A 24,430-nucleotide genomic window follows, 5' to 3' on the forward strand; every position below is an offset into this window, starting at 1 on the left:
TCCCGCCGCGCCGCCCTGCCCGCCCGGCTCAGAGTGCCGGCAAGGGCTGCATCGGGCCGCCGAGCCACTTCCGGTGCAACGCGTCGAGATCGCCGTTCAGCGTGCTCTGGAAGATCAGCGTGTCGAGCCAGCGCAGCAAAGTGTGCTCGCCCAACCGAACTGTGACATGGGCCGGCGCGCGGCGCAGCGCGAACTTGAAGTCGAACTCCTTCGCCGGATTCTTCTTCGCCAGCTCGACGACCACGACGCTGTTGGCTGCCAGCAATTGGGCGTGGCCGGAGAGATAGGCCTGGACAGCCGTCGCATTATCCTCGGTACGCATGATGTCGGCGCCGGGCGCGAGCGCGGTCAGGACGAGATCCTCGGTCGTGCCCTTGGCGACGGCGACGCGGTTGCGCCCGATATCCGCCGCCGATTTCAGGGCGAGCCCCTTGGCGCCATAGACCGCCAGCGAGGTGTCGGCATAGGGGGCGCTGTACATGACCTGGCGAGCCCGCTCGGCGGTGATCGACATCGCCGCGATGTTCATGTCGGATTTGTCGGTGAGTAGGAAGGGAATGCGGCTGGCGGCCGGCACCGGCAGCAGTTCGAGCTTAACGCCGAGCGCCTTGGCGACCAGCCTGGCCATGTCGATGTCGAAGCCCTCGAGCTCGCGATTGGCGTTCATCATGCCGAAGGGCGGAACATCGGCGAAGACGGTGATGCGCACCACGCCCTTGGACAGAATATCGGCCAGCTTGTCGGCACGTGCCTCGACGCTCGACAGCAAGCCTGCCGCAAGAAAACCCAACATCGCCACGGCCGCCTTGAACCCTGCCTTCATGATCGCTCTCCCTCTTCCGATCATTTCTTGCGATGCAGCTTTGCTTTCGTCTTGAAGGCCTCTCCTGCGTCACTCTCCGGTCTTCGCGCGAATTCGACCGACACCCGCCTCTTCGGGCGAATAAATACTAGCCCTCAACGGTCTCCGGGGTGCAAATACGCCGCGCAGCTTGCTAGTGACGTAAGGCAAAGGTAACAGCTGCATATATGCAGTCAAGCTTCGCTAATGAACTGAGTGGGAGCCGTGCATGGAGCAGCTTCACGTCGAGCCAAGCAGCCGGCCGGGGCCTTATCCCGCCCCCGCTTTGGAGAAGGGACTCGAGATCATCGAGCTGCTGGCGGCCGCCCAGAAGCCGCTTTCGACCCGCGCCATCGCCGAGAGCCTCGGCCGCTCCAAGGGTGAGATCTTCCGCATGCTGTTCGTGCTGGTCGAGCGCGGTTATCTCAACCGCGACCCGGCGACTGAGGAGCTGACGCTCAGCAACCGGCTGTTCGAGCTCGGCATGCGTACGCCGCGGGCGCGACAGCTCGTCGAGGTCGCAGCGCCGGCCATGGAAAGGCTGAGCGCGAAAACCGCGCAATCGGCCCATCTCGTCGTACTCAACGAGGGCGAGACGGTTGTGATCGCCAATGCCGCCGGGACGGGCGACATCAGCTTCACCCTGCGGCTCGGCTATCGGCGGCCGGCGGTGGAGGCGACATCGGGCCGGGTGATCCTGGCCTTCCAGGACGATGACCTGCGCCAGCGCAGTCTGAACGCCGGCCCGTCGCACGGTCGCGAGGAGGATGCGGGCCTCCTTAGGGCGATGCTCGACGAGATCGCGACCCGCGGTTTCCTGCTCGCCGAAAGCCACGACATGCCAGGCGTCACCGACATCAGCGCACCGATCCTCGACCGGCAGGGCCGCGCCGTCGCCAGCATCGTCATTCCCTATCTCAACCGACGAGGCGCCCGCACTCGGCATGAGGAGGTGCTCGCCGAGCTGCTGGCCACCTGCCGCATGATCTCGTCCGAGCTGGGCTGAGGCGGGGCCGACCGGCTCAGGGACGGAACAGCGCGTGCTCGACCTTGTCCCCGGCCTTGATGCCGAGCTTCTCGGCAACGCCGCCATTGATCTCCAGCACCGACAGCACCGGCTCGCCGGAGGGGATCGTGCGGGTCGAGAGCGGCTCGGTACGCTCGGCGATCCGCGCCACCGTGCCGTCGGCACGGATAAAGAGCATGTCGAGCGAGATGTAGGTGTTCTGCATCCACATCGCGACCGGCTCGGTACGCTTGAAATCGAAGAGCATGCCGCGATCGGCAGGCATGAACTGGCGGTGCATCAGGCCACGGGCCCGCTGCTCGGGCGTGCGCATCACCTCGACCTGAAACTCATGGCGCCCGCTGGCGCTGACGATCGTCAGCGGCTCGAGCCCGGCGGCCGGGGCAGCCTGCTGCGCCTGAGAGCGCTCCGGCAGCAGAGCAGCGAAGCAGAGCGCCAGCGCCCCGCAAATGGCCAATCGCACCCAGCGTCCCGAAGCCTGCATGATCCGTTTCCCCAAAAAGGCCACCAATGCCGCAGAGCGTTGCCGGGACGCGATGGCGAATCTGCGGCCAATGGCACGCAAGGCCGGCGCGCCGTCAAGCTTTTCGCCGGGCAGCCCCTCTTGTGTCTTTCCTTCGTCTTCGCCTTGCGGCAGTTTCAGCGCCAATTCGAAGCCGAACGAAACATTGGTTCCGGCCCGAAGCGATTTTGCCTCTCGGCCCGACAAGAGCGGCTTGGGCTCGCCTTTGCCGCGCGAGGCTCCGACATCACGCTCCAGGAGATATCGATGACCATTCTGCCCAGCCAGCGCCTCGGGCGCGCGCGCCCGCTCCCGGCGGCGGGGTTGCTGCTCCTGCTGCTGGCCGGTCCGGCCTCGGCCGAGGATTTCCAGCTGGACAATCTTCGGCTCGATCTCGGCAAGTTCGTGCTGACGATCCCGAAGCTCGACGTGAAGGGGACGTCGCTCGACCGCGCGGCCTTCCAGGCCATCTTCCAGGCGGCCCCCGGCAGCAATGAGAGCCCCGTCGCCCGGATGAGCCGCCTGACGGCAGCCGAGATCAGCGCGCCGAGCCTGGTGATGGAGCAGAGTTTCGGCCCGCAGAAGCAGATCACGACCTATCGCGACGTCCGCTTCTCCGAGATTCGCGAAGGCAGGATCGCGCGCGGCGAGGCCAAGACCGGAACGATCAAGGTCGAGGGCTCGACCTCCGGCCAGATGAACGGCGAGATCCTGCGCACGAGCTTCGAGGGGCTCGACCTCGCCCAGATCGCCCGTGTCTTCGCCGAAAAGGCGGCCCCAGGCACCGAGCCTGCGATGCAAACCCTCATCGGCCGGCTCGAGCAGGAGGGTTACACGCTCGATCTCGGCGAGCTCGGCAAGGTCTCGGGCGGCAAGGCCGCGATGCGCAACTTCAAGGGCCGCGTCGGCGCCGAGCCGATGAGCGAGTTGATGACGCGCATCGTCACGCTCGGGGAGGAATCGGAAAAGGCGGCGAAGGACCCGAACAGCAAGGAAGATCCTGCGGTCACCGAAGCGCGCGACCGGAAGCTGCTGCTGGCCATGCTCGCCCTGTTCGACTCCATCGACTATGGCAGCGGCGAGATCCGAGACCTCGTGCTGGCGGTCAAGACGCCGCCGAAGCCGGGCGCCAAGCCGGAGCCTGTCGAGATGCGCCTCGCGCGCATCGCCTTCGGCGAGGACACGCCGGAGAAGTCCGGCTTCGTGATGGAAGGCCTGAAATTCGAAGGCGGCGGCGGCAAGGGCACGATCGCCTCCGCGGGCTATTTCGGTTTCTCGCTGGAGAACACGATCAAGGAGTTGCGCAAGGCCCTGGCCGAGCCGGATTTCGACCCGAGCGTCGACGATCTGCGCCGCTTCATCCCCAAGCTCGGCACGATCCGGCTGAGCGGCATCCAGATCACCGCGCCCCAGCAGGGCAAGCGTGGAGCGGCGCCGCTGCCGCCGATCGAGGTCGGCCTCGGCACCTTCGAGCTCAGGCATGGCGAGCAGGTCAACGGCATTCCCACCAATATGGCGCTGACGCTCGACAAACTGACGATCCCGGTCGTCGAAAGCGCCTCGAATCCGTCGGCCAAGGATCTCCTGGCGATGGGCTATCGCAATCTCGACCTGTCGGCAAAGCTCGATCTCGCCTGGCAGGAAGCCAGCAAGGAATTTGCGATCCGCGCGCTCTCGCTCGGCGGCGCCGGCATGGCGAAGCTCGACGCGACAGGCACGCTCGGCAATGTCGGCAAGGAAATCTTCTCCGCCGATCTTGCCCTGGCGCAGGTGGCACTGCTCGGCGCAACGGCGAAAAATCTCGACATCAAGCTGGAAAATCTCGGGCTGGCCGAGAAACTGCTCGAGAACGAGGCCCGCAAGTCGAAGCGCAAGGTCGAGGACGTCCGGCGCGAATACGGCACCATCGCCAGCCTCGGCCTCGCCGCCATACTGGGGCCGTCGGATGGAGCGAAGTCGCTGGCCAGCGCCATCGCCCGCTTCGTCGCCAAGCCCGGCAAGCTGAGCGTCTCGGCTTCGTCCAAGGCGCCGACCGGCCTCGGCCTCGCCGACGTGATCACGCTCGCTGATCCGACCGAGATCTTCGACAAGATCGACGTGAAGGCCAATGCCGAATGAAGCTGGCGGCCATGTGCCGCCGCTCTCTCTCTCGGCCGAAGATGCGAGCTGGCGGCCAGGCCGGCTCGCAACCTGGTGGTCCGGCCTGCCGGCCGGGCCGCGCGGCTGGCTGCGCCGGCGGATCAACCCGGACAATCAGACAAGGCTGCATCTCGCCAGGCTGATCGCGCGCCGCCCCGGCCAGATCGCGGTGGGCGCCTTCACCTATGGCCGCCCGAAGGTGCGCTTTCCGGAGAGCGGCGCAAAGCTGACCATCGGGCGCTATGGCTCGATCGCCGACGGGGTCGAGATCCTGCTCGGCGGCAATCACCGCACCGACTGGGCCACGACCTACCCCTTCCCGGCCCTACCGGGCCTGTGGCCAGCCGCGTCCGCCTTCACCGGGCATGACGCGACCCGCGGCGATGTCGCGATCGGCCATGATGTCTGGCTCGGCTCGCAGGCGATGATCCTGTCGGGGGTGACGATCGGCCATGGCGCCGTCATCGCTGCCCGCGCGGTGGTGACGCGCGACGTGCCGCCCTATGCGATCGTCGCCGGGAATCCGGCGCGGATCGTGCGCCTGCGCCTGCCGGAGGTGCAGGTCGAGCAATTACTGGCGACGCGCTGGTGGGAGCTTCCGGCCGCTGAGCTGACGCCGCTGCTGCCGCTGCTGATGTCCGACCGGATCGAGGCGCTGGCCAGCGCCGTCAGGAGCGCGCGATCAGCCGGCGCTTGAGGTCGAGCGCCGGCTTCTCGACCAGGTACCAGGAGGCGGCGGCGACAGCGATCGTCACCGCCAGCCCAGGCCAGAACAGTAGGAAGGCGCCGGCGCTCGGAAACAGGGCGACGAAGCCCTGCTGCACCGGCCAGCCATAGAGATAGACGCCATAGGACAGATCGGCCGGCGGCTCACTGCGCCAGCCGGTCAAGGCCGGCGCCAGCGCCAGCACCAGCACGCCCCAGGCGGTGACGAGATAGAGCGCGGCCTTGTAGAGCGGCGTCCAGGCCAGCAGGCCGGTGAGCACCAGCGCGATGGCGAGCCCGGCGAGCGAAAGCGGAATCCGCTCGCGCCAGAGATAGATCAGGCCGCCGGTCATGAAGATCAGCGGCAGGCGCAGCGCCGTCTCCACCCCCTTCGCGCCATCGGGCGCGACGATCTCGCGCGCGATCGTGGCCACGACCAGGACGCACCAGATCGCCAGCGCCAGCCGGCGCTGCAGCAGCAATCCGGCGAGGCCGGCGACCAGCACGCCGAGATAGCACAGCGTCTCGTATTTCAGCGTCCAGACCGTCCCCATCGGAAAGGGCAGCGGATTGCCCTCGAACACGCCGGGCAAGGGCGCAGCACTCTTGAAGGTGGTCAGCGTCGCCGTGATGAAGCGCCACAGCCGGGGATCGGCGAGATAGGCGCGAAGATCGAGCGTCGTCAGCGCCGAGCCGAGCAGGAGCGAGACGACCAGGGTCGCGGCGATCAGGCCGGGCGCGATACGCAAGGTGCGGGCGACGACATAGTCGCGCCAGCCACGCTGCTCATAGCTCATCGTCACCAGGAAGCCGGAGATCGCGAAGAAGCCGTTGACGGCATGTTCGCCGAGCGTGAACCCGGTCGAGGCCGCCAGCGGCTCGTCCTCGACCCGGCCGGTCGTGACGCTCAGCGCATGCGAGACCACGACCGACAGCGCCAATAGCAGCCGCAGCAGGCCGAAATGATTGTGACGGGCCGCGAGACCGTCGGCCACCGGGACAAAGCGCAGGGGCGAACTCACGATCAAGGCTCCGCTCGCTCCAGACCCTGACGCGCCAGAGCGCTGCGACCGGCGCGGGCTGCCAGCGCTCCCGCCACCGAACCGGCATGAGCCATCATCTTGTGTCGATTCAGAATAAGACCGTAACCTGCTGTCTTGGCAGCGTTTTCCAGAATCCGCGCCAGCCCGGGCCGGGGCAGGTCATATTTGCGGGCGACGTGATATTCGGACCAGGCGAGATGCCAGCGCGCGGTGAAGCGCCGCGCCGCCGAGGGAGCGCTCGAGCGACCGCGGCCATGCCTGGCCTCGGCGCCGTCGACATGGACCAGGGCATGGCCGGCCTCGCGCAGCCGCCGGCAGAGATCGTCGTCCTCGTAGAACAGGAAGATTTCGGGATCGAAGCCGCCGAGCGCCAGGAAGGCCTCGCGGCGCAGCAAGAGGCAGGCACCGGAGAGGAAAGGCAGACAGGCATCGCCCTGAGGCAGGACGATGTCGCGAGCGCGGTTGAGATGGTCGGGCGACAGCAGCGAGCGCGGCTGCAGGAAGACCCGGCCGGAGGGCTCGATCAGGCGCGGGGCGAAAGCGACGGCATCCGGATAGGCCTCGGCAGCGGCGAGCAGGGCGGCGATCGCCCCCGCGCCGATTTCGAGGTCCGGATTGACGATCAGGATGAACGGCGTATCGGCCGCCCTGGCCCCGCGATTATTGGCGCGGCCATAGCCCTCATTGCGCGCATTGCGCAGGACCGTCGCGCCCGAGCGCTCGGCCACCGCTGCGGAATCGTCACCGCTGGCATTGTCGACGACCAGCGCCCGCACGCCCTCCCCGGCCAGCGCCGCGAGGCAGGCAGGCAACACCTCGGCGCTGTCGAAGGAAACGACGATGGCGGTGATATCGGCCGGCGAGAAACTCATGCAGCGCATGTGCGCGGTAAGCGACGCGCGGGCAAGCGGAAATCAGCGGCGCGCCCCGGAACGCAGCTCGCGCTGCAGTTGCGCGCGCTCCTCGGCTTCGCAGCGGCGCGGGGCGTTGTAGGATTTCACCGCATAGCTCGCATTGGCCGCGATAAAGCGCGCACGATCCTCCTGTCGGAAACCCGCGATGATCCGGCCACGATCGACCCCGACGCCGCAATCATAGGCGCGCGAGACCCGCGAGGCGGTGAATTCCGGCGTCCCCGGAACCGGGCCGGCACCGGCGCCGACACAGCCGGCGAGGCCGCAGGCGGCGAGCGCCGCGAGGCTCGGCTTGAGCGCGGGCATCGTGGTCAGAGCGTCTCGAAGCGGTTGGCGCGGACCGTGTTCATCTGGCCGCGCAGCGTCGCGCGCTCCTCGGCCGTGCAGGGCTCAGGCCGGATGCCCTGGTTGATCGTCTGCGCCTCGGAGATGGTGACATAGGTCGAGCGGGCACCGGCGATCTGCTCCGGCGTCGCTCCGCGGGCCCGCTCCGCCTGCAGGAAGCGGTCGAGCGTGTCGCGGCGCGCATAGCCGGCATTGCAGGCGCTGGCGCGCGAGACGATCCCGGCGAGCACGCTGGCGCGCGCAGCGCTCGGATTGGACGGCGTCGAGACGCAGGCCGAGAGAACGGGCAGCAGCAGAAGAGCCGGCGCCAGGAGGCGCCGGGCAGCCAGCGGAGTCATCGGGTCAGCCGTTCTTCTCGGGCAGGTTGAGGCGCAGATGCAGCTCGCGGAGCTGCTTCGGCGTCACGTTGGAGGGCGCGCCCATCAAGAGGTCGACGGCCTGCTGGTTCATCGGGAACAGGGCGACCTCGCGCAGATTGGTCGCGCCGGCGAGCAGCATGATGATCCGGTCGACACCGGCCGCCATGCCGCCATGCGGCGGCGCGCCGTACTGGAAGGCGCGGTACATGCCGCCGAAGCGCTCGATCACCGTCTCCTCGCCATAACCGGCGATCTCGAAGGCCTTCACCATCGCTTCCGGCCTGTGGTTGCGGATGCCGCCGGAGGCGAGCTCGAACCCGTTGCAGGCGATGTCGTACTGGAAGGCCTTGATCGAAAGCGGATCCTCCTCGCTCAGCGCCTTCAGCCCGCCTTGCGGCATCGAGAAGGGGTTGTGCGAGAAATCGACCTTCTTCTCGTCCTCGTTGTACTCGTACATCGGGAAGTCGACGATCCAAGCGAAAGCGAAGGCGTTCTCGTCGATCAGCCCGAGCTCGGAGCCGACCTTGTTGCGGGCCGAGCCGGCGAACTTGTAGAACTTGTCGGGGTTGCCGGCGGTGAAGAAGCAGGCATCGCCGCCCTTCAGCCCCATCTGGGCGATGATCGCCGCGACGCGCTCGGGGCCGATATTGTTGGCGATCGGGCCCTGCCCTTCGCCATCCTCCTTGATCATCAGATAGCCGAGGCCGGGCTGGCCCTCGCCCTGCGCCCAGGAGTTCATCCGGTCGCAGAAGGCGCGCGAGCCACCGCCCGGGGCGGGAATCGCCCAGACGCGGTTCTTCTCATCCTCGAGGATGCGCGCGAAGACCTTGAAGCCCGAGCCACGGAAATGCTCGGAGACGTCCTGCATGACCAGCGGGTTGCGCAGATCGGGCTTGTCGGAGCCGTATTTGGCGATCGCCTCGGCATAGGGGATGCGCGGCCAGTTCTTGGTGACCGTCTTGCCGCCGCCGAACTCCTCGAAGACGCCGGCGATCACCGGCTCCATGGTGCGGAACACATCCTCCTGCTCGACGAAGCTCATCTCGACGTCGAGCTGGTAGAACTCGCCCGGCAGGCGGTCGGCGCGCGGGTCCTCGTCACGGAAGCAGGGCGCGATCTGGAAGTAGCGATCGAAGCCCGCCATCATCAGGAGCTGCTTGTACTGCTGCGGCGCCTGCGGCAGCGCGTAGAAATGGCCGGGATGCAGCCGGCTCGGTACCAGGAAGTCGCGCGCGCCCTCCGGCGAGGACGCCGTCAGGATCGGCGTCTGGAACTCGGAGAAGCCGGAGTGCTTCATCTGCGTGCGCAGATAGTCGATCACCTTGCCGCGCAGGATGATGTTGTTGTGCAGCTTCTCGCGGCGCAGATCGAGGAAGCGGTATTTGAGCCGGGTATCCTCGGGATATTCGAGGTCGCCGAAGACCGGCAGCGGCAGCTCGGCGGAGGGGCCGAGCACCTCAATGCCGGTCGCGAAGACCTCGACCGAGCCGGTCGCCAGATTCGGGTTCTCAGTGCCGGCGAGGCGCGCCTTGACCTTGCCGTCGAAGCGCACGACCCATTCGGCGCGCAGATCCTCGGCCTCGCGGAAGGCGGGCGAATCCGGATCGATCACGACCTGGGTCATGCCATAATGGTCACGCAGGTCGATGAAGAGCACGCCACCATGGTCGCGGATGCGGTGGCACCAGCCGGAGAGGCGCACGGTCGAGCCGATGTCGCTCTCGCGGAGCGCGCCACAGGTATGGGAACGATAGCGGTGCAGGGTCACGGGATCAGGCTTTCCGGGCATGCGGGCGGGCCCGACGGGGCCGCGCGACGGTCTGGCCCGTAACCACACGCAGCCGGCGGCCTTGTCAAGAAGCGCGCATGCGGAGCCTGGCCCGGACGGCCCCGGCCTGTCGTTGAAACGGCCGCCCAAACCGGGATCAACCGCGGCAAAAAGCGGCGTCGCGCAGGCCCCCGAGGCGTGAAAGTCGTTTCCACTTTCGGGGAACATGCCTTAAGAGCCGCCCATGAACCTGATCACCACCACCGCGGAGCTGGCCGAGGCGTGCGCGCGCCTGGCGCAGCATCCTTTCGTCACGGTCGACACCGAGTTCCTGCGCGAGACGACCTATTATCCGAAGCTCTGCCTGATCCAGCTCGCCTCGCCGGACGAAGCGGTGCTGGTCGATCCGCTGGCGCCCGATCTCAGCCTCGAGCCTTTCCTGGCGCTGATGAGCGACCCCAAAGTGGTCAAGGTCTTCCATGCGGCCAGGCAGGACCTCGAAATCGTCTGGATGATCGGCAAGCTGATCCCGACGCCGCTCTTCGACACGCAGGTCGCCGCGATGGTCTGCGGCTATGGCGATTCCGTCGGCTACGAGCAGCTCGCCAACGACCTCGCCAAGGCGCGGATCGACAAGTCGTCGCGCTTCACCGACTGGTCGCGCCGGCCGCTCACCGACGCCCAGCTCGCCTATGCGGAATCGGACGTCACCCATCTGCGCGACATCTATCTCGCGCTCGCTGCCGATCTCGCCGAGAGCGGCCGCGAAAGCTGGGTCGCCGAGGAGATGGCGGTACTGACCTCGCCCGGCACCTATGAGGTCAAGCCGGAGAACGCCTGGCAGCGGCTCAAGGGTCGCATCCGCAAGACGAAGGAACTCTCCGCGCTGATCGAGCTCGCCGCCTGGCGCGAGCGCGAGGCCCAGCATCGCGACGTGCCGCGTCAGCGCGTATTGAAGGACGATACGCTGATGGACATCGTCCAGCGCTCGCCGCGCTCGGCCGAGGCGCTGGGAGAGCTCCGCTCCGTACCGAACGGCTTCGAGCGCTCGCGCGCCGGGGGCGAGGTGCTGGCCGCGATCGAACGGGCCCAGGCCCTCGATCCGCAGACGCTGCCGAAGCTCGAACGCGAACGCGGCCGGTCAGGCAACGGCGCCGTGCTCGACCTGCTCAAGGTCCTGCTCAAGGCGACGGCCGACGCCGAGCGCGTCGCACCGAAGATCCTCGCCTCAAGCGACGATCTCGAAGCGATCGCCTTCGACGACCAGGCGGCGGTCCCGGCCCTGCAGGGCTGGCGCCGCGAGGTCTTCGGCGAGAAGGCACTGGCACTGAAGAACGGCACGCTCGCCCTGCGGGTCGTGCGCGGGCGCGTCACCGTCGGCTGAGAACAGCCGACGCTCCCGTCAGCCGGCGGGCTGCGCAGCCTCCCGGTCTCTGCGAAACGCGGTCGGGGTCAGCGAAAAGCGCCGCCTGAAGGCGCGGGTCAGCGCGCTCTGCGACTGGTAGCCCACATCGAGGGCGATTTCGGTCAGCCCCTGATCCGAAGTCGCCAGCCTATGCCTGGCGAGGTCGAGCCTGAGATCCGCCAGAAAGGCCAGCGGCGCCTGGCCCGCCAGCGACCTGAAGCCCCTGACCAGCGTGGCGCGCGAGGTGTTGGCGGCGCGGGCGAGATCGTCGAGACTCCATGGCCGCGTCGGCTCGCGGATCATGGCGAGCACGGCACCGGCGGTTTGGCGCTGGGCGAGCAGGCCCAGAATGCCACTTCGCGCCTCGTCGCGCGCGAAGTGGATGCGCAGGACCATGATCATCAGGGCGGAGGCGAGACCGGCACCGATGGCGCGCGCGCCCGGCGCGGCCTGAACGAGTTCGTCCCGGATCGTGTGCAGGAGCCCGGCAACGCGACGCGCCGACGGGCCCTCATCGGCGCGCAGCAAGATGAAGGATGGCAGCACCGCCAGCGCGAGGCTTTCCGCACGGGGTTCAAAGGACAGCCGGCCGCAGATCAGTTCGGTATCGGGAGCGTCCGCATTCGAAGCCAGTTCGATCGCCCCGTTCGGACGGATCACCATCGGCGGCTGCGAACGCCCATCCGCCGGGGTCGTGGCTCCCCGCATCAGATGCGGATCGCCGCGCGGCAGGAGCACGACATCGCCGGCATGGAGCGAAACCGGCGCCCGGCCGGCGATGTCAAGGATGCAACTTCCTCTGGCCACGAGATGAAACGGAACCCAACCGGCCGGCGACTGATCATGCGGCGAGGCCCATTGGGCACCGAACTGGCATAGCCGCTCAAGCTCGGGGCGCACGCGCAGGAGCGGCGCAAGAGCGGAGAGCTCGTCGAACGCAGCACGGTTGGGCAAGCCATCTCCTCCCACAGGACCCTGCGCCTCTCGTCGGCGATCGCAACGCCGGCGCCGGCCCGTCAACTGATCCTGCTGCAAGCTTCGCGGGAAAGCACGCGGCGCCGGCGATTTTGATCCGCCCGGTCACGCGAATGACCCAACCGGTCGAGCAGCGGGGCAGACCTCCCCCTAGCCTTCCTGTTGTCGTCGCCTTCCCTGTTCGCCGTTCACGGCGCATCGCGGGAGACCAAGGAGCCTGCCGGTGCTTTCGTACCCACGCCCCTCACGATCTTCCTGCCTGCCGATGCCCGGTCTTCCGGCGGCAGCGGACGCAAGGCTGGTCCCCGCCGCAAAGCGGGTCGCGGGAGCAAGCGCCGCTCCCAGTCCAGTCCGCATGGCACGCCGCCGGCGAAACCAGAAAATGAAAAGGGTTGGGAGGACATGGCTGTGACACAGGATATCTCGAGCGCGCCTCGGCAAAGGGAGCCGGTTTCCCGACGGCGCTTCCTGACCGCCACGGCCGGCGTCGCGGGAGCTGCGGCGGCAGGACGAGCCTATGCCGACACGCTTGCCGACGTTCCGGCACGCGAGGTCGGAGAGCCGCTCTCGGGCAGCAGCGCGCGCTCGCAATATGTCGCGATCAGCCGCATTCCGGAGGCCGGCCCCGGAATGCGGAACGTCGACCCGACGGATGCGATCAACTCTAAGACGCCGCTGCACAAGCTGATGGGCTCCGTCACCCCGTCGGATCTGCATTATGAGCGCAGCCATGCCGGCATACCCAGCCTCGACCCGGCCAAGCACCGGTTGCTCATCCACGGCATGGCGAAGAAATCGCTGGTCCTGACCATGGACGACATCAAGGCAATGCCGTCGGTGTCGCGGATCGCCTTCCTCGAATGCACCGGCAATGGCTGGGAGAACTGGAAGTCGGCGGACCAGAACCTGACCGTGCAGAACACGCACGGCCTGATCAGCACCCATGAATGGACCGGTGTACCGCTGTCCTTCCTGATCGACCTGATCGGCAAGGAGCGCGGTTCGACCTGGATGCTGGCCGAAGGCGGTGACGCCGCCGGCGTCGCTCGCAGTATTCCGCTGACCGACGAGGTCATGGCCGAGGCGATCATCGCCTATGGCCAGAACGGCGAACCGCTGCGGCCGGCTCATGGTTTTCCGCTGCGGCTCCTGATCCCGGGCTGGGAAGGCAATCTCAGCATCAAATGGCTGCGACGCCTGAAATTCGGCGACCAGCCCTTCATGACCCGCTGGGAAACCGCCCGCTACACTCAGCTTCTGGCCAATGGCAAGGCCCGCCAGTTCCAACTGGTGCAGGAGGTCAATTCGGTCATCACCGCGCCTTCCGGGATGATGCAGATCAAGCCGGGCTACAACCGCATCACCGGCCTGGCCTGGAGCGGCTATGGCGCGATAAGCGGCGTCGAGATCAGCACGGATGGCGGCCAGTCGTGGAAGGCCGCGCAGCTCAACCATCCCGCGCTGCCAAAGGCACAGGCCCGCTTCCAAATGGATTGGGTGTGGGATGGCAAGCCCACCAAGATCGTCAGCCGGTCGACCGACGACAAAGGCAATGTCCAGCCCGATCGCAAGGCGGTGATCGAGCGGATGGGGACGAACGCGCTGTTTCACTACAACGCCCAGCAGAGCTGGAGCATCGACGAGAAAGGGATGGTGCGCAATGTCCTCGCTTAAGGCCCTGCTCGCCGGCTCGATCCTCGCCGGCTGCGTCACGGCAACCGCGTTCGCCTATGATTTCGGGCGCCCGGCCACTCCGGAAGAGATCAAGCTCTGGGACATCGATGTCAGGCCCGACGGCAAGGGTCTGCCGGCCGGCAGCGGCACTGTCCTCGATGGCAAGACGATCTACGAGGAGAACTGCGTCGCCTGCCATGGCGTCAACGGCCAGGGCGGCATCAAGGACCGTCTGGTCGGTGGCCAGGGCACGCTGACATCGGCCCGGCCGATCAAGACCGTCGGCAGCTTCTGGCCCTACTCCACCACGCTGTTCGACTATGTCCGCCGGGCCATGCCCTACCAGGCCCCCGGCACCCTCGGCGTCGACGAGACCTACGCCGTCACGGCCTATATCCTCAGCCTGAACGGACTGCTTCCGGAGACCGGCAAGCTCGACAAGGACAGCCTGCCCAAGGTGATGATGCCCAACCGCGACGGGTTCATCCCCGAGCCGGAATTCCGGACGATCACCAACTCGAAATAAGCGATGGCCGCCCGGGACCCGAGCTTGCGGGTTCCGGGTGGCCGACAACAGCCTTGGCGATGGCGTGAAGATCGCGGCGCATCCGGCCCGGTCGGACCGCGTCGCTTCTGGGCCAAAGCCTCAGCCGGCCCGCTCCAGCAGCGAGGAATCGCCATAGGAGTAGAAGCGATATTCTTCCGCGATCGCATGAGCATAGGCGCGTTTCATCACCTCGAGTCCGCAGAAGGCGGAGACGAGCATGAACAGCGTCGAGCGCGGAAGGTGGAAGTTGGTGACCAGCAGGTCGACGGCGCGGAAGCGGTAGCCCGGCGTGATGAAGATCGCGGTATCGCCGGAGAAGGGCCTTATGATCCCGTCCTCGCCGGTCGCGCTTTCGAGCAGGCGCAACGAGGTCGTGCCGACCGCGACGATGCGCCCGCCCGCGGCATGCGTGGCATTCAGGGCCGCCGCCGTCGCAGCGTCGACCGTGCCCCATTCGGCATGCATGCGGTGCTCGTCGGTATCCTCGGCCTTGACCGGCAGGAAGGTGCCGGCACCGACATGGAGCGTGACGAAGTGGCGCGAGACGCCGCGCTTATCCAGCGCCTCGAACAGTTCCGGGGTGAAGTGCAGCCCAGCCGTCGGCGCTGCGACCGCGCCTTCCTCCCGGGCATAGGTCGTCTGGTAGTCGCGGGTGTCGGCGAAATCGGTCGGGCGCTTACCGGCGATATAGGGCGGTAGCGGCAATTCGCCGAGCCTGACGATCGCCTCGTCGAGCGCCGCTCCCGAGAAAGCGAAACGTAACTCGACCTCGCCGCCCTCGCCTTTGCCGGTGATTTCGGCCTGGAGCCGGCCGAGCTCGCAAATATTGCTGGCGCTGTCGTCGCCGAAGAGGATGGTTTCGCCGATCGCGATCTTCTTGGCGGGGCGAGCGAAGGCGAGCCAGCGCTCGCTGTCGACCCGCTTGTGCAGCATGATTTCCACCCGCGCCGAGACCTCGCCGCGATAGCGGCGGCCATAGAGGCGCGAGGGGATGACGCGCGTGTCGTTGAGGACGAGCGCATCGCCCGGCCGCAGCAGGTCGACGAGGTCGCGCACGCCGCGATCCTCGAAGACGCCGCCAGCCTCGGGGCGGATGACGAGCAGACGGGCCGAATCGCGCGGATTGGCGGGTCGCAGCGCGATCCGCTCCTCCGGCAGGTCGAAGTCGAAGAGACCGACGTCCACGATGCGGCTCGCCCGCGCCGTTCAGGCTCAGGCGTCGGCCATCACCTTCATGGAGACGATCGTATCGGGATCACGCACCGGCTCGCCGCGCTTGATCTTGTCGACATTCTCCATGCCTTCCACGACCTGGCCCCAGACCGTGTACTGCTTGTCGAGGAAGCGGGCGTCGTCGAAGACGATGAAGAACTGGCTGTTGGCCGAGTTCGGGTTCTGGGCACGGGCCATCGAGCAGATGCCACGGACATGCGGCTCGGCGTTGAACTCGGCCTTCAGGTCCGGATAGCTCGAACCGCCGGTGCCGGTGCCGTGCGGGCAGCCGACCTGGGCCATGAAGCCGTCGATGACGCGATGGAAGACGATGCCGTCATAGAAGCCCTCGCGCGCGAGCAGCTTCAGGCGCTCGACATGGCCGGGCGCGAGATCGGGGCGCAGCTTGATGACCACGCGGCCCTTGGTGGTCTCCATGACGAGGGTGTTCTCGGGGTCGAGCGACATCAGACTGCTCTCTGGTTGGACGGCGCGCGGCCGTGGAAGCGGATGGTGATCGGTCGGCCTGCGATACTCCCTCCGAGGCCGGGCGACAACCTCATCGGCGTGCATTCGCGCACGGCGGCGATCAGCGAGCTGCCGAAGCGCTCGCGCAGCGCTGGCGACGCCCGGCGCGCCTCCCAGGTGACGCGCGGCTGGCCGAACAGCGTCCCGTCACGGCGCAGGCTGAAGCGCACGGTGGCGCGGCCAAAGCCGTCAGGGCCCTCTTCCGCCGCCGGCGGCTGCCAGCAGCGTCTCAGGGCCGGGCCGATCTGGTCGAGCCGGTCGAGCGTCTCGCTGCCGAGCGCGGCCGTGTCCGGCGAAACCGTGCCGATCACGTCGCGATTGCTGGCCGGAGGCGGCGGAGGCACAGCGCGGCGATAGTCTCCCTCGCCGAAGGGCCCGCCGATGCCGGGCATGTAGCGCTGGCCGGTCGGCGGTGGCAGAACCGGGTTCTGGAAGCCGGAAGGCGGAGGCAGAACCGGGTTCTGATAGCCTGAAGCCGGCGGCAGGCCGAGATCGCGCGTGTCCTGCGCCGGAACTGGCGAGCTGCCGGCGGAGGCCAGCAGCAGAAGCGCCAGAACGGGCAGGCGCGCGCGCATCGACGGTCTACTTGGCGTCGGCGAGCAGACGCATGCGGACGATCTTGTCCGGAGCGTTGACGGCGCCGTTGTTCGCGGAGCTGCCCTTCTTGATCTTACGTACGACATCCATGCCCGAGACGACCTCGCCGAACAGCGTGTACTGGCCGGTCAGGGAGCCGCAGCCCTCGAAGCAGATGAAGAACTGGGAGTTGGCGGAATCGGGGCTCTGCGAGCGGGCCATGCCGACCGAACCAACCTTGTAGGGCGTCGGCGTGAATTCGGCCGGGATGTTCGGCAAGTCGGAGCCGCCGGTGCCATTGCCCTTCGGATCGCCGGTCTGGGCCATGAAGCCGTCGATGACGCGATGGAAGACGATGCCGTCATAGAAACCGCGCTTGGTCAGCGTCTTGATCTGCGCGACATGCTTGGGCGCAAGGTCCGGACGCAGCCGGATGGTGACCTTGCCGTCCTTGGTTTCGAGCACGATCGTATTCTGCGGGTCGGGCGCCTGGGCCTGGGCGAGGCCAATGGAAGCGGAAAGCGCCAGAGCGGTGAGGATAGGGCGAAGCATGGAGCGTCTCCTGGCCGCCGGGACGCCCGGCAGCTCTACGAAACAGGCAGGTACCGGCATCCTTTGGCCGGAACAAGGCGCCAAATGCGGCGGGTGAGCACAATGTTGCACTGCACAAGATCAAACCAGAATAATTTTGCGAAAAATTGAGGCCAGCCGTGCCTAAACGGGTGACATAGCGATCTTGATCGGCTAACTCTTGGACGCTGGGCGCGCCTGATCAAGCTTCGGGCGCAGCGGGCCAGGTCTTGGGAGGAATAAACGTCCGTTTAGTATATGAGCTGCGCTTGCTGCAACCGCGCGCCGATACTGCGGTAAAAAACAAACTTCAAAGGCAAGGCTTCGGCCTTGCCTTTTGTTTTTGGTGCTTCTTCCGGCTCTCCACTTCGGCTTTCGGCCACGGCTCGAGCTCCTCGGCCCCTCCGCGCCTCAGAGATCCAGCACTGCCCAGAGATACCAGACGCCAGCGAAGATGATCGCGGCGATCACGGTCGTCGCCAGCGCTTTTTTCGCGAGCAGCGGCGCCTGCGGAGCGCCCGGATCCGTGCCGTCGCTGACCGGCCCGGCCTCGGCCTGGCTGTGCACGCCGAATGGCAGCACGGCGAACAGAACCGTCCACCAGATCACGAAATAGACCGCAAGCCCCGCCGTCAAACTCATGGCCTTGCTCCCCGGCTGTCGTCATTCGCGAGCGCGATGCAGGAAAAGGCCACGCGGGCCTCGGTCGGAACGCCGAAGCGAGCCGTATGCCGGGCCGGCAGCCCGCCCGGGAAATGCCTGACATATTCGGCGTTGCAGGCGGCATAGTCGGCGGGATCGGTGATCAGCATGGTGACCTGGACGACCCGGTCGAGCCCGCTGCCGGCCTCTTCCAGGATACGGCTGACATAAGCGAGCGCCTCGCGCACCTGCTGGGCCGGCGTCTCGCCGCGGACGACGCCGCGAGCCGGGTCATGCGGCGCCGACTGGCCGGAGACGAAGACGAGGCCGCCGGCCCGAGTCGCCAGGCTGAAGGGACGTGGCGAGCCGGCTTCCGGCTGGCCGAAGAACGTGATCGGCGAATCGTTCATGGTTCAGGCCTGCTCGAGCTCGACCAGCGTGCCGCAGAAGTCCTTGGGGTGCAGGAAGAGCACCGGCTTGCCATGGGCGCCGATACGCGGCTCGCCCGAGCCCAGAACCCGCGCGCCCTGCGCCTTCAGGCGCTCGCGAGCCGCCAGGATGTCGTCGACCTCGTAGCAGATGTGGTGGATGCCGCCATCGGCGTTGCGCTCGAGGAACTTGGCGATCGGCGAATCCGCGCCGAGCGGCTCGAGCAGTTCGATCTTGGTGTTGGGCAGCTCTACGAAGACGACGGTGACGCCATGTTCCGGCTGCGGCAGCGGCTGCGAAACGCGTGCGCCGAGCGTATCACGGTAGAGCGCCGTCGAGGCCGCGAGGTCCTTCACGGCGATGGCGACGTGGTTGAGGCGTCCGATCATGCTGGTCTCCGCGGCCGAAGGGGGAAGCTGGCGCAGAGGCGATCGCCGCCCGCGCGTCGCCGGGTTCTATCATTCGCGCGCAGGCGCCCGCTACTCGTCAGACCTCGATCACCAGGGCGTTGACCAGCGGCTTCTTGCCCCACTCCTCGTTGACGGCCGCGCGGACGCCGCGCTCGAGCACGCTGCGCACCGCCTCGGGGTCGCGGCGCTTGGCCTTCGACAGCCCCTCGATCAGGTCCTCGACCGCGTCGGCGACGATGTCGTCGAAGGGCGTGCCGTCCTTGGCGAGCAGCGGCAGACCGAGCAGCGCGATTTCAGGATCGCCGGCGAGCTCGCCCTTCTCGTCCATCGCCACCGCCACCGAAACGATGCCGGCGAAGGAAAGCTTGCGGCGCTCCACGACGGTGCGCTCCTGCGCCCCGACCAGCAGCATGCCGTCCTGATAGAGCCGGCCATGCCGGACCTCGGTGAGCTTGCGCGCGCCTTCGGCCGAGATGCCGATCACGTCGCCATTGCCGGCCCGCAGCACATGCCTGACGCCGACACCGCGGGCAAAGGTCGCGTGTTCGGAAAGATGCAGATCCTCGCCATGGGCCGGAATCGCGATCTGCGGCTTCAGCCAGCCATAGAGCCGCGCCATCTCCTCGCGCCGCGGATGGCCGGAGACATGCACGAGATGGGTGCGGTCGGTGATGATCTCGATATTGTCGCGGGCGAGCGCGTTCAGGATGTTGCCGACCGCCTTCTCATTGCCGGGAATGGTGCGGGACGAGAAGATCACACGGTCACCCGCGCCGAGCGTGATCTCGGGATGATCGTCGGAGGCAATCCGCGAGAGGGCGGCGCGCGGCTCGCCCTGGCTACCGGTCAGCAGCGCCACGACCTTGTCGCGCGGCAGGTAGCCATAGGTGTCGGCCGAACGGAAGGCCGGGATGCCTTCGAGATAGCCGCATTCGCGGGCGACATCGATCACCCGCTCCATGGCGCGGCCGACGACGACGACCTCGCGCTGGTCCGCCATAGCCGCCTCGGCGACGGCGCGCAGGCGCGCGACATTCGAGGCGAAGGTGGTGACCGCGACGCGGTTCGGCGCGGAATGCACGAGTTCCTTCAGCTTGGCGGCGACATCGGCCTCGCTCGGGCTGATACCGTCGCGCATGACATTGGTCGAATCGCAGATCAAAGCGAGCACGCCCTCCTCGCCGAGCGCGCGCAGCCGCGCCTCGTCGGTCGGCAGGCCGACCTGCGGCGTCGGATCGATCTTCCAGTCGCCGGTGTGGACGACGAGGCCGGCCGGGGTGCGAATGGCCAGAGCGTTCGATTCGGGGATCGAATGCGCGACCGGGACGAACTCGATGTCGAACGGGCCGAGCGCGATGCGGCTGCCCTGCGCCACGACATGAATCGGAACCTTGGGCGCTCCGGGCTCGGAGAGCCTGCGGGTCGCGAGCAGGCCCGCGGCGAAGCGCGTGCAGTAGACCGGCGCGCGCAGCGCCGGCCACAAGGCCGCGAGCGCGCCGATATGGTCCTCATGGGCGTGGGTGATGACGATCCCCAGCAGGTTCGCCTTGTCCTCGATGATATAGGTCAGATCGGGCAGGACGATATCGACGCCGGGCACTTCGGGGCCGGCGAAGGACAGGCCGCAATCGACCAGGATCCATTTGCGCCGCCCCTCCGGCCCGAAGCCGTAGAGCGCGGCGTTCATGCCGATCTCGCCGAGGCCTCCGAGCGGGATGAAGACGAGCTGGTCACTGGAGCGGGTCACGGGCAATCCTGACGCATATCAAGGGGCAAGGACCTCCGACCGGCAGACCGGACGGAGTGAAAGGAAACGCCGGCCCGGCACAGGCGGTAAACCCTGTGATGGCTCCGGGCCGGTGCGGCTTCGCCGCTTGTCCGGAATGACGGGCTGGACATCCTTCGAAACGAACCCCGCTCTAGCATGCCCCCGCCCCTGCCTCCATAGCGCCGGGTGCAAGGGATGGTAGGGCCGATCGTCATCCCCGGCCTTCGGCCGCCGCAGCGCCGAAATAGAGGTCGCCGGCATCGATGACCCGCAGCCCCCCGGCTGTCTCCAGTTCGAGGCGGCCGGCCGGATCGAGACCGCGGAAGCGGCCGGAAACCGGTCCGTCCGGCAGGCGCAAGGTGACGGTTTCGCCGAGGAAGGCGGCGCGCTCCAGCCAGGCGGCGCGCGTCGGCCCGAACCCACCGGGCAGGGACCAGGCCGAGAAGCGCCTATGCCAGGCTTCGGAGAGCGCAGCGAGCAGGCGCTCGACGCTCGCATCGCTCGCATGTGCCGCAAGATGGGTCGCCGCGTAGGGGGTATCGGGGGGCGAGGAGGCGAGGTTGACGCCGATCCCGATGATCACGCTGAAGCGCCCTGCCCGGCTCTCGCCCTCCAGCAGCAATCCGGCTGCCTTGGCCCGATCGATCAGGAGATCGTTCGGCCATTTCAAGGCGAGGCGCGGGGCGCCGAGCCCGGTCACCGCCGCAGCGGCATCATGCAAGGCGAGCCCGGCGACGAAGCCGAGCTGCGGCGCCAGGGCAACCTCGCAAGGCGCCACGAGCAGCAGGCTGGCGTAGAGATTGCCTGGCGGCGAGCCCCATTGCCGGCCATGCCGGCCGCGGCCGGCCTTCTGGCTGCGTGCCACGATCCAGAGCTTGCCGGGATCGCCCTGGGCGAGAACCGCGCGGGCCTCCTCCATGGTGGAGGAAACCTCGTCGCGCACGATCAGCCGATAACCGGCGGCGCGGGCAGCCTCACTCAGCATGCCGCCCTCACAGGCCGCCATGCTCGGGCCAGGCCCGAGCAGCTCTGAAACCGGCTACCCGTCCTGAAATTCCCGGGGCTGCGCTTCGCTGCGCCCGGGAATGACGAAGAGGCATCAGAACAGCGACTTCGCAGCCGCGGCAGCCGAGTTGAACAGCGGCGCCGGCAGGAAGGAAAGCGCCAGCACGAACAGGGTCGAGACCAGAAGCACGCCGCGCACGCTCAGATCGCCCTTGTCGAAGGCAGGCTTGGCGTCGTCGAAATAGATCACCTTGACGATGCGCAGATAGTAATAGGCGCCGACGACGCTGGTGACCACGCCGATGACGGCGAGCACGTAGAGCTTGGCCTCAATGGCGGCGAGGAAGACGTACCACTTCGCCCAGAAGCCGGCGAGCGGCGGAATGCCGGCGAGCGAGAACATCATCATCGAGAAGGCGAAGGCCACCCACGGATTGGTGCGCGAAAGGCCGGCGAGCTCGTCGATGTTCTCGACCGGCTTGCCGTCGCGGCGCATCATCAGGATGCAGGCGAAGGCGCCGAGCGTCGTGGCGAGATAGATCGCCATATAGGTCATCACGCCCTGGACGCCGGCAACCGTGCCGGCGGCGAGCCCGACCAGCGCATAGCCCATATTGGCGATCGAGGAATAGGCCATCAGGCGCTTGATGTTGCGCTGTCCGATCGCGGCGAAGGCACCGAGCGCCATCGAGGCGATCGAGATGAAGATGATGATCTGCTGCCAGTCATGCAGCGCACCGGGGAAGGCGCCGACGAAGATGCGGATCGTCATCGCCATCGCGGCGATCTTGGGCGCCGAGGCGAAGAAGGCGGCGACCGGGGTCGGCGCGCCCTCGTAGACATCCGGCGTCCACATATGGAACGGCACGGCCGAGATCTTGAAGGCGACGCCCGCGGCGATGAAGACGATGCCGAAGATCAGCCCGATGCCGGGATGGCCGCCCTGCACCGCGGCGGCGATGCCGGCATAGCTCACCGTGCCGGTGAAGCCGTAGACCAGCGAGGCGCCATAGAGCAGCATGCCGGAGGAGAGCGCGCCGAGGACGAAATACTTCAGGCCCGCCTCGGTCGAACGCTCGTTCTCGCGGTTGAAGGCGGCGACGACATAGAGCGCAAGCGACTGCAGCTCGAGACCGACATAGAGGCCGATCAGGTCGTTGGCCGAGATCATCATCATCATGCCGATCGTCGCCAGCACGATGAGGATCGGGAACTCGAAGCGCATCGCGCCGTCGCGGCGCAGGAAATCGGCCGAGAGCAGCACGGCGGCGCCGGCACCGATCAGGGTCAGCACCTTCATGAAGCGGGCGAAGCCATCGACGACGAAGGCGCCGTTGAAGGTCACCGCCTTGCCGTCGCCGCGCAACACCAGCACGAGCACCAGGGCGAACAGAGCGAGCGTCGCGACTTCGAGCGTGCGCGTCGAGCGCTCGCCCTGGATGGCGCCGTAGAGCACCATGACGATGGCGCCGATCGCGAGGACGATTTCCGGCAGCGCAGGGCCGAGAGCGGGCAAGGTCATCTCGATCAGCCTTATTGTACGACCAGCATGGCCGTCTTGGCGGCGGCGATGGCGGCTTGATAGTTCTTGATCAGGGCTTCGGTCGGCGCGGCGAAGGCGTCGAGGATCGTGCCGGGCGCGATGCCGTACCAGATCGTCAGCAGGACGAGCGGCACGAAGATCGCGATCTCGCGGCCGTTCAGATCCGTGATGTCCTTCAGCTCGGGCTTGACCAGCTCGCCGAACACGACCCGGCGATAGAGCCAGAGCGCATAGGCGGCCGAGAAGATCACGCCGGTGGTCGCGAAAAACGCCACCCAGGGATTGGCCTTGAAGGCGCCCATCAGCGTCAGGAACTCGCCGACGAAGCCGGCCGTGCCGGGCAGGCCGACATTGGCCATGGTGAAGATCATGAACACCACCGCATACATCGGCATGCGGTTCACCAGTCCGCCATAGGCCGCGATCTCGCGGGTGTGCATGCGGTCATAGATCACGCCGACGCAGAGGAAGAGCGCGCCCGAGACCAGCCCGTGGCTGACCATCTGGAACATCGCGCCCTGGATGCCCTGCGGCGTCAGGGTGAACAGGCCCATCGTCACGAAGCCCATATGGGCGACCGAGGAATAGGCGATCAGCTTCTTGATGTCCTCCTGCATCAGCGCCACCAGCGAGGTGTAGACGATGGCGATGACGGAGAGCGCGAAGACCAGCGGCGCGAACATCGCCGAGGCATCCGGGAACATCGGGATCGAGAAGCGGATGAAGCCGTAGCCGCCCATCTTCAGGAGGATCGCCGCCAGGATGACCGAACCCGCCGTCGGCGCCTCGACGTGCGCGTCGGGAAGCCAGGTGTGGACCGGCCACATCGGCATCTTCACCGCGAAGGAGGCGAAGAAGGCAAGCCAGAGCCAGGGCTGCATCGAGACCGGGAAATGATGCTTGAGCAGCGTCGGAATGTCGGTCGTACCGGCGTTCCAGTACATCGCCATGATGGCGAGCAGCATCAGCACCGAGCCGAGCAGCGTGTAGAGGAAGAACTTGTACGAGGCATAGACCCGGCGCTTGCCGCCCCAGATGCCGATGATCAGGAACATCGGGATCAGGCCGGCCTCGAAGAGCAGGTAGAACAGCACGAGGTCGAGCGCGACGAAGACGCCGATCATCAGCGTCTCGAGGATCAGGAACGCGACCATGTACTCGCGCACCCGCTTCTCGACCGAGGTCCAGGAGGCCAGGATGCAGAACGGCATCAGGAAGGCGGTCAGGACCACGAAGGGGAAGGAGAAGCCGTCGACGCCGAGCTTGAACTTGATCACGTCCGAGACCCAGGCATGGGTCTCGACCATCTGGAAGCCCGGATTGGCGGAGTCGAACTGGCCCCAGGCGACGAGCGCCAGCACGAAGGTCGCGACCGTCGTGATCAGCGCGGCATAGCGCGCATTCGAGCTGACCGAGGCCTCGTCGCCGCGCTGCGCCAGGATGAAGGCGGCGCCGACCAGCGGCAGGACCAGAAGCCCGGTGAGGATACCGAAACCGAACATC

The 24,430-nt window shown here is 67.2% G+C and carries 26 protein-coding genes; 6 read left to right on the forward strand and 20 right to left on the reverse strand.

Features of this window, described 5'->3' with window-relative positions:
* Positions 1-28 precede the first annotated feature (28 nt).
* Positions 29-823, reverse strand: coding sequence for a transporter substrate-binding domain-containing protein (locus tag AC3RCC_RS16700; protein ID WP_291637362.1), 795 nt, complete (start codon positions 821-823; stop codon positions 29-31).
* A gap of 247 nt (positions 824-1,070) precedes the next feature.
* Between AC3RCC_RS16700 and AC3RCC_RS16705 the strand changes: the two genes are divergently transcribed.
* Complete coding sequence (locus AC3RCC_RS16705) at positions 1,071-1,847, forward strand: IclR family transcriptional regulator (protein ID WP_291637360.1); 777 nt, start codon at positions 1,071-1,073, stop codon at positions 1,845-1,847.
* Positions 1,848-1,863: 16 nt separating this feature from the next.
* Here the strand turns inward: AC3RCC_RS16705 and AC3RCC_RS16710 are convergent, their stop codons facing one another.
* The gene (locus AC3RCC_RS16710) at positions 1,864-2,352 is read right to left on the reverse strand and encodes a DUF192 domain-containing protein (RefSeq protein ID WP_291637443.1); all 489 of its coding nucleotides are present in this window, start codon (positions 2,350-2,352) and stop codon (positions 1,864-1,866) included.
* A 285-nt stretch (positions 2,353-2,637) separates the two neighbouring features.
* Between AC3RCC_RS16710 and AC3RCC_RS16715 the strand changes: the two genes are divergently transcribed.
* Positions 2,638-4,488 (forward strand): aq_1923 C-terminal domain, encoded by a 1,851-nt coding sequence (locus tag AC3RCC_RS16715; protein WP_492255976.1) that lies wholly within the window; start codon positions 2,638-2,640, stop codon positions 4,486-4,488.
* The gene (locus tag AC3RCC_RS16720) at positions 4,478-5,206 is read left to right on the forward strand and encodes a CatB-related O-acetyltransferase (RefSeq protein WP_492255977.1); all 729 of its coding nucleotides are present in this window, start codon (positions 4,478-4,480) and stop codon (positions 5,204-5,206) included. Before AC3RCC_RS16715 ends, AC3RCC_RS16720 begins: the two co-directional genes overlap by 11 nt.
* On the opposite strand, the gene AC3RCC_RS16725 is transcribed toward AC3RCC_RS16720, so the two are convergent.
* Genes AC3RCC_RS16725 through aspS form a run of 5 tightly spaced genes read right to left on the reverse strand, consistent with a single transcriptional unit; the run spans position 5,178 to position 9,637 of the window.
* Positions 5,178-6,236: an acyltransferase family protein gene (locus AC3RCC_RS16725; protein ID WP_492255978.1), complete on the reverse strand. Its 1,059-nt coding sequence runs from the start codon at positions 6,234-6,236 to the stop codon at positions 5,178-5,180. The genes AC3RCC_RS16720 and AC3RCC_RS16725 overlap by 29 nt on opposite strands.
* 2 nt (positions 6,237-6,238) lie before the next feature.
* Positions 6,239-7,129, reverse strand: a complete 891-nt coding sequence (locus AC3RCC_RS16730) for a glycosyltransferase family 2 protein (RefSeq protein ID WP_492255979.1) — start codon at positions 7,127-7,129, stop codon at positions 6,239-6,241.
* Positions 7,130-7,171: 42 nt separating this feature from the next.
* Positions 7,172-7,477: a hypothetical protein gene (locus tag AC3RCC_RS16735; RefSeq protein ID WP_291647165.1), complete on the reverse strand. Its 306-nt coding sequence runs from the start codon at positions 7,475-7,477 to the stop codon at positions 7,172-7,174.
* Between the two features lie 5 nt (positions 7,478-7,482).
* Positions 7,483-7,854: a hypothetical protein gene (locus AC3RCC_RS16740; RefSeq protein WP_291637348.1), complete on the reverse strand. Its 372-nt coding sequence runs from the start codon at positions 7,852-7,854 to the stop codon at positions 7,483-7,485.
* A 4-nt stretch (positions 7,855-7,858) separates the two neighbouring features.
* The gene (aspS, locus tag AC3RCC_RS16745) at positions 7,859-9,637 is read right to left on the reverse strand and encodes an aspartate--tRNA ligase (RefSeq protein WP_291637441.1); all 1,779 of its coding nucleotides are present in this window, start codon (positions 9,635-9,637) and stop codon (positions 7,859-7,861) included.
* 250 nt (positions 9,638-9,887) lie between these two features.
* Between aspS and rnd the strand changes: the two genes are divergently transcribed.
* Positions 9,888-11,027, forward strand: a complete 1,140-nt coding sequence (rnd, locus tag AC3RCC_RS16750) for a ribonuclease D (RefSeq protein ID WP_492255980.1) — start codon at positions 9,888-9,890, stop codon at positions 11,025-11,027.
* Between the two features lie 18 nt (positions 11,028-11,045).
* Here the strand turns inward: rnd and AC3RCC_RS16755 are convergent, their stop codons facing one another.
* Positions 11,046-12,083, reverse strand: a complete 1,038-nt coding sequence (locus tag AC3RCC_RS16755; RefSeq protein WP_492255981.1) for an AraC family transcriptional regulator — start codon at positions 12,081-12,083, stop codon at positions 11,046-11,048.
* Between the two features lie 342 nt (positions 12,084-12,425).
* On the opposite strand from AC3RCC_RS16755, the gene soxC reads away from it, so the two are divergent.
* On the forward strand, positions 12,426-13,697 hold the full coding sequence (soxC, locus tag AC3RCC_RS16760) for a sulfite dehydrogenase (RefSeq protein WP_492255982.1): 1,272 nt from the start codon (positions 12,426-12,428) through the stop codon (positions 13,695-13,697).
* Entirely contained in the window at positions 13,684-14,223 is a 540-nt protein-coding gene (locus AC3RCC_RS16765; RefSeq protein ID WP_492255983.1) for a c-type cytochrome, read from the forward strand. Before soxC ends, AC3RCC_RS16765 begins: the two co-directional genes overlap by 14 nt.
* Positions 14,224-14,343: 120 nt before the next feature.
* On the opposite strand, the gene queA is transcribed toward AC3RCC_RS16765, so the two are convergent.
* The 12 genes from queA to AC3RCC_RS16825 form a co-directional block, all read right to left on the reverse strand.
* Positions 14,344-15,429 carry a tRNA preQ1(34) S-adenosylmethionine ribosyltransferase-isomerase QueA gene (gene queA, locus AC3RCC_RS16770; RefSeq protein ID WP_291637338.1) on the reverse strand — a complete coding sequence of 362 codons (1,086 nt, stop codon included), beginning with the start codon at positions 15,427-15,429 and terminating at the stop codon, positions 14,344-14,346.
* A gap of 27 nt (positions 15,430-15,456) precedes the next feature.
* Complete coding sequence (locus tag AC3RCC_RS16775) at positions 15,457-15,924, reverse strand: peptidylprolyl isomerase (RefSeq protein WP_066475452.1); 468 nt, start codon at positions 15,922-15,924, stop codon at positions 15,457-15,459.
* Positions 15,924-16,559, reverse strand: a complete 636-nt coding sequence (locus AC3RCC_RS16780) for a UCP034077 family protein (RefSeq protein WP_291637334.1) — start codon at positions 16,557-16,559, stop codon at positions 15,924-15,926. Before AC3RCC_RS16780 ends, AC3RCC_RS16775 begins: the two co-directional genes overlap by 1 nt.
* Positions 16,560-16,566: 7 nt before the next feature.
* Complete coding sequence (locus tag AC3RCC_RS16785) at positions 16,567-17,112, reverse strand: peptidylprolyl isomerase (RefSeq protein WP_291637332.1); 546 nt, start codon at positions 17,110-17,112, stop codon at positions 16,567-16,569.
* A 269-nt stretch (positions 17,113-17,381) separates the two neighbouring features.
* The gene (locus AC3RCC_RS16790; RefSeq protein ID WP_291637330.1) at positions 17,382-17,513 is read right to left on the reverse strand and encodes a hypothetical protein; all 132 of its coding nucleotides are present in this window, start codon (positions 17,511-17,513) and stop codon (positions 17,382-17,384) included.
* Positions 17,514-17,541: 28 nt separating this feature from the next.
* Positions 17,542-17,772: a DUF1467 family protein gene (locus AC3RCC_RS16795; RefSeq protein WP_291637328.1), complete on the reverse strand. Its 231-nt coding sequence runs from the start codon at positions 17,770-17,772 to the stop codon at positions 17,542-17,544.
* On the reverse strand, positions 17,769-18,182 hold the full coding sequence (locus tag AC3RCC_RS16800) for a RidA family protein (RefSeq protein ID WP_291637326.1): 414 nt from the start codon (positions 18,180-18,182) through the stop codon (positions 17,769-17,771). The genes AC3RCC_RS16795 and AC3RCC_RS16800 overlap by 4 nt, the downstream gene beginning before the upstream one ends.
* A 3-nt stretch (positions 18,183-18,185) precedes the next feature.
* Complete coding sequence (mce, locus tag AC3RCC_RS16805) at positions 18,186-18,590, reverse strand: methylmalonyl-CoA epimerase (RefSeq protein ID WP_291647158.1); 405 nt, start codon at positions 18,588-18,590, stop codon at positions 18,186-18,188.
* A gap of 97 nt (positions 18,591-18,687) precedes the next feature.
* Complete coding sequence (locus tag AC3RCC_RS16810) at positions 18,688-20,358, reverse strand: ribonuclease J (RefSeq protein WP_492255984.1); 1,671 nt, start codon at positions 20,356-20,358, stop codon at positions 18,688-18,690.
* A 232-nt stretch (positions 20,359-20,590) separates the two neighbouring features.
* The gene (locus AC3RCC_RS16815; RefSeq protein ID WP_492255985.1) at positions 20,591-21,364 is read right to left on the reverse strand and encodes a biotin--[acetyl-CoA-carboxylase] ligase; all 774 of its coding nucleotides are present in this window, start codon (positions 21,362-21,364) and stop codon (positions 20,591-20,593) included.
* Between the two features lie 114 nt (positions 21,365-21,478).
* Complete coding sequence (gene nuoN / locus AC3RCC_RS16820; RefSeq protein ID WP_492255986.1) at positions 21,479-22,906, reverse strand: NADH-quinone oxidoreductase subunit NuoN; 1,428 nt, start codon at positions 22,904-22,906, stop codon at positions 21,479-21,481.
* 11 nt (positions 22,907-22,917) lie between these two features.
* Complete coding sequence (locus tag AC3RCC_RS16825; protein ID WP_291637318.1) at positions 22,918-24,429, reverse strand: NADH-quinone oxidoreductase subunit M; 1,512 nt, start codon at positions 24,427-24,429, stop codon at positions 22,918-22,920.
* Position 24,430 lies beyond the last annotated feature (1 nt).

This window comes from Allobosea sp. GW823-FHT01F03 (genome assembly GCF_058798075.1).

What these genes read in the sequence shown, in the direction of transcription:
- AC3RCC_RS16700 (WP_291637362.1), bottom strand. Translation starts at nt 823, where the DNA reads ATGAAGGCAGGGTTCAAGGCGGCCGTGGCGATGTTGGGTTTTCTTGCG.
- AC3RCC_RS16705 (WP_291637360.1), top strand. Translation starts at nt 1,071, where the DNA reads ATGGAGCAGCTTCACGTCGAGCCAAGCAGCCGGCCGGGGCCTTATCCC.
- AC3RCC_RS16710 (WP_291637443.1), bottom strand. Translation starts at nt 2,352, where the DNA reads ATGCAGGCTTCGGGACGCTGGGTGCGATTGGCCATTTGCGGGGCGCTG.
- AC3RCC_RS16715 (WP_492255976.1), top strand. Translation starts at nt 2,638, where the DNA reads ATGACCATTCTGCCCAGCCAGCGCCTCGGGCGCGCGCGCCCGCTCCCG.
- AC3RCC_RS16720 (WP_492255977.1), top strand. Translation starts at nt 4,478, where the DNA reads ATGCCGAATGAAGCTGGCGGCCATGTGCCGCCGCTCTCTCTCTCGGCC.
- AC3RCC_RS16730 (WP_492255979.1), bottom strand. Translation starts at nt 7,129, where the DNA reads ATGAGTTTCTCGCCGGCCGATATCACCGCCATCGTCGTTTCCTTCGAC.
- AC3RCC_RS16735 (WP_291647165.1), bottom strand. Translation starts at nt 7,477, where the DNA reads ATGCCCGCGCTCAAGCCGAGCCTCGCGGCGCTCGCCGCCTGCGGCCTC.
- AC3RCC_RS16740 (WP_291637348.1), bottom strand. Translation starts at nt 7,854, where the DNA reads ATGACTCCGCTGGCTGCCCGGCGCCTCCTGGCGCCGGCTCTTCTGCTG.
- rnd (WP_492255980.1), top strand. Translation starts at nt 9,888, where the DNA reads ATGAACCTGATCACCACCACCGCGGAGCTGGCCGAGGCGTGCGCGCGC.
- soxC (WP_492255982.1), top strand. Translation starts at nt 12,426, where the DNA reads ATGGCTGTGACACAGGATATCTCGAGCGCGCCTCGGCAAAGGGAGCCG.
- AC3RCC_RS16765 (WP_492255983.1), top strand. Translation starts at nt 13,684, where the DNA reads ATGTCCTCGCTTAAGGCCCTGCTCGCCGGCTCGATCCTCGCCGGCTGC.
- AC3RCC_RS16775 (WP_066475452.1), bottom strand. Translation starts at nt 15,924, where the DNA reads ATGTCGCTCGACCCCGAGAACACCCTCGTCATGGAGACCACCAAGGGC.
- AC3RCC_RS16780 (WP_291637334.1), bottom strand. Translation starts at nt 16,559, where the DNA reads ATGCGCGCGCGCCTGCCCGTTCTGGCGCTTCTGCTGCTGGCCTCCGCC.
- AC3RCC_RS16785 (WP_291637332.1), bottom strand. Translation starts at nt 17,112, where the DNA reads ATGCTTCGCCCTATCCTCACCGCTCTGGCGCTTTCCGCTTCCATTGGC.
- AC3RCC_RS16795 (WP_291637328.1), bottom strand. Translation starts at nt 17,772, where the DNA reads ATGAGTTTGACGGCGGGGCTTGCGGTCTATTTCGTGATCTGGTGGACG.
- AC3RCC_RS16800 (WP_291637326.1), bottom strand. Translation starts at nt 18,182, where the DNA reads ATGAACGATTCGCCGATCACGTTCTTCGGCCAGCCGGAAGCCGGCTCG.
- mce (WP_291647158.1), bottom strand. Translation starts at nt 18,590, where the DNA reads ATGATCGGACGCCTCAACCACGTCGCCATCGCCGTGAAGGACCTCGCG.
- AC3RCC_RS16815 (WP_492255985.1), bottom strand. Translation starts at nt 21,364, where the DNA reads ATGCTGAGTGAGGCTGCCCGCGCCGCCGGTTATCGGCTGATCGTGCGC.
- nuoN (WP_492255986.1), bottom strand. Translation starts at nt 22,906, where the DNA reads ATGACCTTGCCCGCTCTCGGCCCTGCGCTGCCGGAAATCGTCCTCGCG.
- AC3RCC_RS16825 (WP_291637318.1), bottom strand. Translation starts at nt 24,429, where the DNA reads ATGTTCGGTTTCGGTATCCTCACCGGGCTTCTGGTCCTGCCGCTGGTC.